A 10,662-nucleotide genomic window follows, 5' to 3' on the forward strand; every position below is an offset into this window, starting at 1 on the left:
TGCCAGAGGCAGTTGTCAAGACAAAGCTTCGCTTTGCTTGCAAACGCTGAAAGCGTTTGTCAAGACAAACAACAAAGTTGTTTGCTTGCAACTCTGGATTGTAATAAAAAGCGTATAGAAATTAAATAAAATTAATTTTATCAACGGTAAAAACTTGGTTTACTTTGGTGTCGGATACTGTGAGATTTGACAATAACTCGTATCTTTAATATTTTATTATCTAACTACGCTACTTTTATTTTTATATCTAAATATTTATAATATGTCCAAACGCTTAGGAGGTGTGAAATGCTTACAGCTTTGATTTTAATTAATGTAGAAAAAGGAAAAATCCACAATGTGGCAGAGGAAATATCTCAGTTAGAGGAAGTGGTTGAAGTTTATTCTATCGCAGGACCTTATGACCTTATGGCAAAGGTTCAGGTAAACGAATATGAGGCTTTCAATGAAATTATACCCGATAAACTCCAGAAGATTGATGGTATAAAAAGCACCCAGACATTGATGGCATTTAAGGCTTATAAATTTTAGGAGGTTAAAATGATAAAGACTATATTCAAAAAGATAACAGAAAACAAAGATTTAACCTTTAGCGAAACATATAATTTAATAATAGAACTTGACAAAGACAGGCTCACTCCAACACAGATCGGTGGATTTTTAGTGGGATTTTTAATGAAAGGTCCTTCTATCACAGAAGTTGCCGCTATCGCAAGGGCAATGAGAGATATATGCATTGGCATAAGACCAAAGGTGAAGGGGAGATTGATTGATACTTGTGGAACAGGTGGGGGATTAAGAACATTTAATATTTCTACCGCGAATGCAATTGTTGCCGCGGCAGGCGGAATACCTGTTGCAAAACATGGCAGTCGTTCCATTTCATCCTCATCGGGAAGCGCAGATGTATTGGAGACACTGGGTGTTAATGTGGGCTTGCCGCCGGAAAAGGTAGCAAAATTGATAGAAAAAATCGGTATAGGTTTCTTGAATGCTGGTATCTGTCATCCTGTGATGGGAAAGGTATGGGGTCCTGAGCAGGAATTGGGCATAAAAACAATATTTTTTACCATAACTGGCCCTCTAATAAACCCTGCTGATGCAAAGGCTCATGTTCTGGGTGTATATAGACCAGATTTAGTAATGATGGTGGCAAAGGTTTTGGTAAAACTTGATTTCATTCATGCTTTCGTGGTTCACGGTTTGGACGGTGTGGATGAAATTTCATTATTGGGCAAAACATTAGTAGCAGAAGTAAAAGGAGATAAAATAGAAAAATACGAGATTAAGCCTGAGGACTTTGGACTTGAAAGGTGTTCGTTTGAGGATGTAGAAGGTGGAGATGCAAAGCACAACGCAGATTTAATAACAAAGATATTCAAGAATGAAGAAAAAGGAGCACCAAAGAATATGCTCATTCTAAATGCCGGTGCATCATTTGTGGCTGGAGGAAAAGCAAAAAATCTCACAGATGGTATAAAGATGGCGAGAGAGGTTATAGAAAGAGGACTTGCATATAAAAAATTAGAGGAGTTTGTAAGAGAAAGCAATCAAATATGATTTCTTTGAAAAAAGCTATATTAAACAAAAAAGCAAAAGGCAAAAATCCCGTTATAAGTGAGATAAAAGTTTATTCCCAAAAGGAAGGAGAGCTTGTTGGAAAAAGAGATGTGATGAAGCTTGCAAAAGAAATGGAGTCTGCAGGTGCGGTTGGTATATCTGTTGTGACGGAAGGAAAATATTTTCATGGAAGTCTGGATATATTAAAAAAGGTGAGGCAAAGTGTTTCTCTCCCTATTTTAAGAAAGGATTTTATCACATCAAAGAGACAGCTTGATGAATCAAAACAAGCTGGTGCTGATATCAATCTTTTGATAGTAGCAAAAACACCGATAAATCTTCTAAAAGAACTCATTGGTTACTCACATAGGTTAGAAATGGAGGTTTTGGTAGAGATTCACACAGAGGATGAATTAAACAAGGTAAAAGATTTAGATGTTGATATTTTGGGCATAAACAACAGGGATATATTAAGACTTGAGATGGACGATGGAAATGTATCAACTACAGAGAAGATTGCTAAAAAGATAAAAGGCAAGCTTCCCATCATAAGCGAAAGCGGTGTAAAAACAAAAGAGGATGTAAAAAGAGTAATGTCTTTTGTAGATGCTGTTCTTATAGGGACGGCGATCCTCAAATCAGAAAATATAGGAGAAAAGATAAAGTGGCTTATGTCCGATTGAAGGTCTGCGGCATAACAAACGAAGAAGATATAAAAATTTGTGCTCAAGCGGGGGTTGATGCTTTAGGATTTGTAGTTGAATATCCAATAGATGTGCCCTGGAACATCAATGGGCTTTATGCAAAAAAGCTTTTGTCTCTTGTCCCGCCATTTGTAACCTCAGTTCTGGTGACAGGTGGAGAAAATAAGAAAATTATTGCTCTGGTGAGACTTTTAAAGCCTGATTGCGTTCAAATCCACTGGAGAAAAAATCCTGATGAAACAAAAGAACTTGTTGATGTTACCAAAAAAGAAGGAATAAAAACTATTCAGGTTTTGAGGATTAATACTAACATTAATGAGACAGATTCCGAAACAAAGGAATTCATTGCTGCTTCAAAGGCATATGCTTCAACCGGCATTGATGCTTTGCTTGTTGATGCTTTCACAGAAGAGAAACCGGGTGGCACAGGCATATCTTTGAGCTTCAAACTTTTAAGAAAAATAAGGGAAAATATAAACATCCCATTGATCATAGCGGGGGGAATAAATCCATCTAATGTTAAAAAATATATAGAATATGTAAAACCATTTGCCATAGATGTGATAACTGGTGTGGAAAAAGAAAAAGGAAAGAAAGACAAAGAAAAGGTTGAAGAGCTAGTGAAAATCCTAAGGAGAACGTAAAAGTATTTTTACTGAGAACATACATTTTTTGTTTTTGCAGGAAATCTGCCTTAAAATGGATCTTTTTAGTGCTTATCAGGATTGCTAAAAGATAGCGCAAAGTTAACTAACGTTATGAATAAAGTAGTTTACAGAAAACAGGTGAAAACTCAAAAATCCCAATACAATGCATTCGGGGATGGCTTTCCCCTTATAATTGTTTTTTTAATCTCAAGGATTTCTCCTGTTTTGTCTGGCGCAAAATTATCTTTAGTGATTTTGATATCCATAGAGACTCCACCACAACTTGGAAGCCATAGTTTACCTATAGAGCAGCTTCCATGTGAACCATGGCTGATCTCGCAACTCTTGACATGAGAAATACCGGGGAGAGTGCGACCAACATAAGTTTCTGTTATAGGATATTGATTTAACAAATAATGGAGGTTAATTCCTGTTTTTGAGATGGCATTTTCGTGATTTATTGCTCTGGCCAGAGCAATAAACCTAAAGAGAGATTCAAGCTCAACATAAATTGGTTTTTCCTCTGCTATCTGTTTATATTTTGCAGTGAAATTCTCTGCAAATCTTTTAGCTAATGGGTCAGGATAACCAGTACTCGTCACCTCTCCTGTCTTGGCAAGAAATTCTTCTTCAGTTAAAAGTCTTATCTGACATTGTTTGATAATTACTATTCCCTTGTTTTTTACATATAAAACATTGCCAGGGAAAAACCAGAATCTATTAAGTGAAGGAGATAAAGAAACAGGTTGACCCCGAATACAATCCCCTTTAACTTTATTTAAGGTCATATCACTAAGGTCTTCAAACCCCTCAATTCCTAAAAGAGCAGAATTATCTACCACTCTCTTCATATAGTAGTCGGCTTTTACCATTACCTTAGCAAAATGAGTATCAAATGGAATACCAATAACCCGTACTTGTTCGGGTTGGATACAGATAGTGTGCCATTGTTCAAGAAATCTTTCTGTTTCTCTTGTAGAATAATTGGCAACTTTTTTTCTAATCCACTGAAGTTGCTTTAATGTTTCAGGAGTAGGATCAATAGAACAACCAGGAGGTGAATAAGGGCTATATTTCCCCTGAGCATTCCTAAGAGAAATAACAAAATCTTCCAGATAAAGTGGAGGAGAAGTAAAATCAACTTTTCCGACAAGAATAATGTCTCCAATTTTTTCATCTATAGCAAACCCATTTATCTCTTTTAATCCGCAAAGCTCAACAATATTCTCAGGGCAATCTTGGTGAGTCACACAACTCTTAACTTTTTGTTGTAAAACTTTAAGAGAAACAGCTCGCCCTCCAGCAAGCCCCTTCTGTGGATAAAATACGATTAAAAAAAAGGTTATTATTAGACCCACTCTGACTATTTTTAGTAATCTATTATTATTAGCCATTTTAAAATCTCCCCTAATTTCAAGTAATAAGTGCAACTGCTTGTTAAAAAAAGTAATTAGAAAAATCCTTTTTTCAAGATAAACAAGCAAATTTTTTATTTATGTTTCTCTCTATTTCTATCAGGTTATATTTGCCAGTCATAAATTCTATGAACGAAAGATTAGAAGTGGCAATATCTATAAGCAAGCGAGGACTTTCTTTTGAAGAAATAAGACTGGATAAAATTACATTAGAATCTATAAAAAATTTCAGCCTTTGCGAAGGATTATTCCCCATAAAGTTCCTTTGAGAAAACTTTTCTTCCTTCCTTTAATGTCTTTAGAAGCTCTTCCGGACTTATACCGGCAGATTTTAAAAGCCTGTTTACTTTCTTTCTTATTTCTTCTATAGCGAACTGCCTTTTTGTAAAAATAATAGACTCACCTACTGGTATAAGCACAACTTCTTCTCCTTCTTCTAAGTCAAATACTTTTCTTATATCCTTAGGCAAAGTTATCTGCCCTTTTTTGCGAATTTGCACCACATATTGTTTGTCATAATTTCTCCCTTCCGGATTCTCACAACTAAATTTTATGGCAGAATAGCTATTATGTTAACCGTCTCTACCAGAAGCATTAAAAACAGCTATTGCAGAGATAATCTCTCTTATATCTAAAGAAGAATCGCCACCACTGAAGAAAATCCCCTTTTGTAGAAACTGTGCTTAGCGGGAATTCTGCTGGGTATAATTTTTTAGTTGATTCTATTGTGTTTTCTGTTAAAAATGAATTTACAAGTTATATAGGAGGTAATTATGCTTAAGTTAAATCCTGAAACAGAAAAAGAAGTTTTAATTAAATCGGCAGAGGAGATATGTATTGCCGCAAGAACTGCACCAAAGTCTTATGGAGAAGATAAAATTGTAACCGCTATAATTTATGATGAAGAGCTTAAGAAATTACAAAAAGAGATGAGAAAGATAGGAGAGGAGAAAAAGCTACATTTTTTATTAAGAGATGGGGAGAATATAAATGATAAAATTGTAGTTTTGATAGGAACATCATTGAAAACCCATCCTCCGCTGTTTTTAGATAATGAATATATTGACCCTTGCATTGATTTGGGCATAGCCATTGGTTCAGCCGTATCTACAGCTTCTCGGTTAAAGATAGATAACAGAATAATGCTGAGTATTGGTTTGGCTGCAGTTAATCTAAGAATCCTGGGAGAAGATGTCAGGGTAGCTTATGGAATACCATTGAGTATCTCAGGAAAAAATCCATTTTTTGATAGGAAAAAATGAAAAAAGAAGATTTATATCTTTTTAGATGAGAATAAATCAAATCCATCAATTATTTAGTGTATCACCGATGGGCAGGGGTATTACCAAAAGAACGCCGCATAAAAATTATTGAAGAAGGCGGAGTTTTGGGGGAGGAGCAAAAAACTTTGCAGTATAGAAATATTACTCATAGTATACTTTTGTACTATCCGTCTCTATTGCAGATGCTTATGACCGGCGGAGAAGGTTTTTAAAGATAGTAAAAATTATAAGGAGATTTTTAAAATGCAGCTACAAATAAAAAATATTTTGTTTTTTGTGTTTTTCTTTGCATTTATGCAGTTTAATGTATCTTATGCAGGAGATTGTAAGTATTTACCAGATTTTGAAGCTTATTATAAATTCAAGTTCCGTAATGGAATAACAGTTGCAACTGGTATTCTTAAAGGAAAGAAATATGGAAAGCAATACAAAATGGATTTTCAGGGTAAAACTACTAAAATTATAAGTCTTTTTTATAAAGCAGAAGGGCATACCTACGGCAATGTAGATATAAACACACTGCAGCCGTTGAACTGTGTCTATATAAGAAAACTGCCTCACAAATCAAAGATTGTATATATAAAATATGTTGATAAAAATAAAGCAATAGTTAACACAACCAAGATTAAAGCCTCCAAAATTAAAAAAGAAGATGAAACGGTAACCTGGAAAAAATCTATATTTTCCCCTATGTCTTTGTATGTCTTTTTTATGCATACTGGCTTTCAACTCAATAAAAGATACAGCAAGTATGTCGTCATTAGCGACAATGTTCATAAAGTTGAAATAATATCTTTTAAAGCTGGAGGAAAAACAAGGATAGAAACGAAAATGTCCAGAATGAAAAACGGTAAAGTAGACGCAAGTAAAAAGGTGGAAGAGGTTCACGCCTGGATAAATGATTTGAAAATACCAGTTAAAATGGAATACAAGTTTGGAATGGGAACTATAGAATGCAATCTAAAAAAACTTATTATGGAAACTAAAGATGAATAGTTTACCGTTTTTGTTTTAGAATTATTATCTGATTTTTTGTAGCTTTGACTGCGTTGTTAAACAACATTCTTAAAGATGGGTAGTCTTGGGATGATATCTCGGCTTGTTTCAACGAAAGAACGCTTGCGTAGATAATCTTTTCTCCTTCCTTTCGCCAACGAATACAAAAATTCCCTATTTTATTTTCATAAGTATAATTCTCCGGTATAAAAAAAGACACATAGCCATCAGGCAATGTAATGACAACGTGAGCATGTTTTTCCATTCTATAACCAATGCGATAAGAATATTTGTGTTTTTTGGCAGCTACTTGTTGAGACAAACGGGTATATATAACTACAGGTGGATGGAATAAGAGCATATGAGCAGTCTTAGTAGCAAATTGGTTGTCTTTTAAATGAAAAGAGCTAATTACTTCAGATTGGTTTAAATCGTGAAAGTCAGAGATGTGAATATCGTCTATGCTTGTTCCAGGACTAATCTCTGAGGCTTTAGCTTCCAAGGACTGTCTTTTTTCTCTTTCTGTAGCATATAAAAACCTATGTCTTTCAAACATGGCATAAACACCGCTATAGCCGAACTTTACCTGACCCTCTAATGCACCATTTCCGGTGATCTTAAAATCTCCCCGATAATTTTCCTGATTAAAACTGGAAGGAAAAACAGGGGTTTTTGCTAAAATGGCTTTTTCCCCATCAATAATTAGCACTTTTCTTCCCTGGTCCGAAGGAGGAAGCATGCCGCAGGAAGCTGTTTCGGCTGTGCTATCTAAGAAAATAAACTTGCCATTTAGATGCACTGCTGCAATTTCGTGGTTGAATGCTCCCGGCGTGGGGAGACCTGTATCCAGAGGAGATACACTTGAAGTAGGAATGAGTACTGGATAAGCGTCAATTTCCACCGCCCTTAGCATACTGATCAATAAGGTAGAATGGTCTTTACAATCACCGTATCTTAAGCGAAAAGTTTGAGCGGCAGGATGAGGCTTGTACCCACTGATACCAAACTCAACGCCTACATAGCGAATATTGGTAGCAACATAGTTGTAGATCGCCTCTACCTTTTGCCATGAATTATTTAATCCTGTTGTCAGCTCCCGTGCTTTTTTCTCAATGGCTTCATCTGGCTGCATTGCCCCATTAGCCAATTTCGTATACCAGGAGGCTACTTTATTCCAATCAGAAATGCTGGAGACAGCAATATGAGCTGCAATTTCCCCTAATGGCGGAGCGCTACATTCTTTGTCTATAGCAGGCAGATTTCTTAGTTCCCAGGTGTAGATTTTTCTTCCCTTTTTTTCTTCAATTACAGGAGCAGCGATGAGATTTTTTGTTCTTATCTTAGGGGACTTATCGGCAGGGAATTCCAGCCGATAGACAGCTCTTTTTACCGGATAATACTGTTGAAATAGATTACTTGACCAGAAATTCCCCTTCATATAAGGTTTTATAGTTTTTATTTCATAGGCGTAATCAATGATTACCTCTGGGCAGAGAGCAGGCATAGAGATGGTCTGATATTTCAAATCTGAATAAATGGGGGCATTCTTCACAAAAGGAGGAGAAACAATATTGTAAGCTTTTGAGTTAGGTTTTATCTTGATACCGTTGGGAAGCAATGTAAAAGCATGAAGAACCTTTAATCTCTCAAACTCGGTGGAGAATGGAATCACCACTTCTCCAAACTCTTGAATACCCTTGCGATTTAAGATTTTAATACGTATATGCACATACTGCTTTTCTTTGCCTTGACTATCAAAAGAACTTCTCCACTCATCCAATAAGATAATCGCACCCTTAGATGTAGTTTGAGCCTGTGCCAAATTTAGCAGAAGAACTATCAGTATGAAACTTAAAAATAGAATTGATAATTTTCTCATATGACTTCTATATATATCATTGATTTCAAATATTTTAAAGGATAGAAATGGAAAAATTGATTCGTTTGTCTGTAAATGGTTTCTTGCTTTACTATATAAAAGGTTTATGATATACATGTCAGCCTTATGGAAAGTAAAGAGACTAAGAATTTTTCAAATATCAGGAAAAGCATTTTAATAGGGATGTTTATCGTAATTGTATTTATGACATGTTTGGTATGTAAATATAGCGATTGCTTCAACTTGCAAAGTACTCAAGCTAAGACCATTAATGTTAGTTCCACTCAGGAGTTGACGAACACCCTGGAAAAATACAACATGTTGAACAATATTCATAAACAGAAACCTTTTATAATAATCAAAAGAGTTCCGAAAGATATTAGCAGCATAGATGATGTTGAGTTAAGGGAAAAATTTTTTATACGCATTCTTACACCTGCCGCTATGGTTGCGCTATCAGAAGTAAGAAAAGAAAGGAACACTCTGATAAATATTCTTAAGAAGATGAATAACCAGAAAATCGTAGATGTCAATTTAGACTCCATGGACAAAAATGACAGGGTTTTTTTAAGGGTTATTGTAAAGAAATATCGTTCTAACGACTCTTCGGAACTTCTGAAAAGGATAGATGAAGTCCCGCTGAATCTCATTCTTGCTCAAGGAGCAATAGAATCAAATTGGGGAAGATCAAGATTTGCTATTCAAGGCAACAATCTGTTTGGTATGTGGACCTACAAACATAGGGGTATCAAACCTAAAAAATCTAAGCTTGAAGATAACCACAAAGTGGCAAGATATCCTTCTATTTTAGATTCTGTAAGGGCTTATATATATAATCTAAATGTAGGCTGGGCATATAGAGATTTTAGAGAGGCGAGGGTAAAGACTAAGGATGCAATAGAGCTTGCAAATTACCTATCAAAATATTCTAAGAGGGGACAGCTATATATCAAGGATGTCAAAGCCTTAAGCAGAAGATTGAATAAGCAATATGCTATAGATAAATCAGCATCATATGCCAATTTATTTAATTAGATTTATTTGTATATTGACAATTGTTTTTTGCTGTAAATTTGCATTTGCAGGAAATGTTGTGGTTCTTATTTACCACAAAATCGGTGATCCTCGTACTCCTTCGACAAATGTAAGCGTAGAAAAATTTAAACATCAAATGAAATATCTAAAAACCCACAATTATCAGATTATCCACTTAAAAAAATTGGTCAGTTTGTTAGAAAATCACAAAACATTACCAGAAAATGGAGTAGTAATTACCATAGACGATGGTTATAAAAGTGTCTATACGAATGCTTTCCCAATCTTAAGGGCTTACAGGTATCCATTTACCGTATTCTTGCCCACTGAAGCCATAGAAAAAGGGTATCCTGCCTATATGAGTTGGAATGAGATAGGGACAATGAGGAACTGGGGTGCGGATTTTCAGTCACATAGTAATGCGCACCATCATATGGCTTTTATCCCTTCAAATATGAATGAAAAGACATACAGAAAATGGATAAGAAATGATTTGCAAAAAAGCATAGACATATTCCAAAACAGGTTAGGATACAAACCAGGAATCTTTGCTATTCCTTATGGTGAATATAACAAAATTTTGATAGAAGAAGCATTAAAGATAGGATTTAAAACCTTGTTAACTCAAGACCCCGGTGCAGTAGATGAAAATACACCTTTAGATTTAATTCCAAGAGAGCCCATCCTGGGAAAAAGCTGGTCAACAATGTCACATTTTAAAAAGGTTCTAAATCATATTAATTTGCCAGTAACCAAACATTTTCCCGATATAGGAATTTTAAAGAATAGAATCAGTATTATTGGAGCGAGGCTAAAATATCCAGATAATTACAAAAACATAAGAATCTATGTCAGCGAAACAGGCTGGCATAAGGCTAAATTGGACAAGGAAGGGCAGGTTTATATAAAAAATAACTACAAACTAAAGAGAAAAATCAACAGGATAGGCGTTGCTGCCTATGATAAGAATACAGGCGAAGAAGCCGTTAATTTCTGGATGATAATTAGAAAATAGTTATAGTGGATGCCCAATCCCGAGGTAATCCAGAGGCTAATATTCTTCTTTTTTGCCTCAGGATTACCTTTTCCTCTGTCATTCCCGTGAAAGCATGCCCTCGACCTGATCGGGGGCGGGAATCCAGA

At 35.4% G+C, this 10,662-nt stretch carries 12 protein-coding genes; 8 read left to right on the forward strand and 4 right to left on the reverse strand.

What is annotated here, in order from left to right:
- Positions 1-288 precede the first annotated feature (288 nt).
- Genes J7J10_02410 through J7J10_02425 form a run of 4 tightly spaced genes read left to right on the forward strand, consistent with a single transcriptional unit; the run spans position 289 to position 2,908 of the window.
- Positions 289-531 (forward strand): Lrp/AsnC ligand binding domain-containing protein, encoded by a 243-nt coding sequence (locus tag J7J10_02410; GenBank protein ID MCD6129786.1) that lies wholly within the window; start codon positions 289-291, stop codon positions 529-531.
- Positions 532-540: 9 nt separating this feature from the next.
- Positions 541-1,560, forward strand: a complete 1,020-nt coding sequence (gene trpD / locus J7J10_02415; GenBank protein MCD6129787.1) for an anthranilate phosphoribosyltransferase — start codon at positions 541-543, stop codon at positions 1,558-1,560.
- On the forward strand, positions 1,557-2,243 hold the full coding sequence (locus J7J10_02420) for an indole-3-glycerol-phosphate synthase (protein ID MCD6129788.1): 687 nt from the start codon (positions 1,557-1,559) through the stop codon (positions 2,241-2,243). The genes trpD and J7J10_02420 overlap by 4 nt, the downstream gene beginning before the upstream one ends.
- Entirely contained in the window at positions 2,225-2,908 is a 684-nt protein-coding gene (locus tag J7J10_02425; protein ID MCD6129789.1) for a phosphoribosylanthranilate isomerase, read from the forward strand. The genes J7J10_02420 and J7J10_02425 overlap by 19 nt, the downstream gene beginning before the upstream one ends.
- A gap of 149 nt (positions 2,909-3,057) precedes the next feature.
- Here the strand turns inward: J7J10_02425 and J7J10_02430 are convergent, their stop codons facing one another.
- The 3 genes from J7J10_02430 to J7J10_02440 all read right to left on the reverse strand — a co-directional run bounded on the left by J7J10_02430 (position 3,058) and on the right by J7J10_02440 (position 4,826).
- Positions 3,058-4,305: a DUF1598 domain-containing protein gene (locus tag J7J10_02430; GenBank protein ID MCD6129790.1), complete on the reverse strand. Its 1,248-nt coding sequence runs from the start codon at positions 4,303-4,305 to the stop codon at positions 3,058-3,060.
- Positions 4,306-4,378: 73 nt separating this feature from the next.
- Positions 4,379-4,582, reverse strand: coding sequence for a hypothetical protein (locus tag J7J10_02435; protein MCD6129791.1), 204 nt, complete (start codon positions 4,580-4,582; stop codon positions 4,379-4,381).
- On the reverse strand, positions 4,572-4,826 hold the full coding sequence (locus tag J7J10_02440) for an AbrB/MazE/SpoVT family DNA-binding domain-containing protein (protein MCD6129792.1): 255 nt from the start codon (positions 4,824-4,826) through the stop codon (positions 4,572-4,574). The genes J7J10_02435 and J7J10_02440 overlap by 11 nt, the downstream gene beginning before the upstream one ends.
- Before the next feature lie 273 nt (positions 4,827-5,099).
- Between J7J10_02440 and J7J10_02445 the strand changes: the two genes are divergently transcribed.
- Together J7J10_02445 and J7J10_02450 are read left to right on the forward strand one after the other, a co-directional pair.
- Positions 5,100-5,588: a hypothetical protein gene (locus tag J7J10_02445; GenBank protein MCD6129793.1), complete on the forward strand. Its 489-nt coding sequence runs from the start codon at positions 5,100-5,102 to the stop codon at positions 5,586-5,588.
- Between the two features lie 264 nt (positions 5,589-5,852).
- Complete coding sequence (locus J7J10_02450; protein MCD6129794.1) at positions 5,853-6,605, forward strand: DUF3108 domain-containing protein; 753 nt, start codon at positions 5,853-5,855, stop codon at positions 6,603-6,605.
- A 1-nt stretch (position 6,606) separates the two neighbouring features.
- On the opposite strand, the gene J7J10_02455 is transcribed toward J7J10_02450, so the two are convergent.
- Positions 6,607-8,484, reverse strand: a complete 1,878-nt coding sequence (locus J7J10_02455) for a DUF3857 domain-containing protein (protein MCD6129795.1) — start codon at positions 8,482-8,484, stop codon at positions 6,607-6,609.
- Positions 8,485-8,610: 126 nt separating this feature from the next.
- On the opposite strand from J7J10_02455, the gene J7J10_02460 reads away from it, so the two are divergent.
- Positions 8,611-9,519, forward strand: a complete 909-nt coding sequence (locus J7J10_02460) for a glucosaminidase domain-containing protein (protein ID MCD6129796.1) — start codon at positions 8,611-8,613, stop codon at positions 9,517-9,519.
- A 58-nt stretch (positions 9,520-9,577) separates the two neighbouring features.
- Positions 9,578-10,534, forward strand: a complete 957-nt coding sequence (locus J7J10_02465) for a polysaccharide deacetylase family protein (GenBank protein ID MCD6129797.1) — start codon at positions 9,578-9,580, stop codon at positions 10,532-10,534.
- Positions 10,535-10,662: the final 128 nt, after the last annotated feature.

The organism is Deltaproteobacteria bacterium, from assembly GCA_021159305.1.
Taxonomy (GTDB): Bacteria; Campylobacterota_A; Desulfurellia; order JAGGSF01; family JAGGSF01; genus JAGGSF01.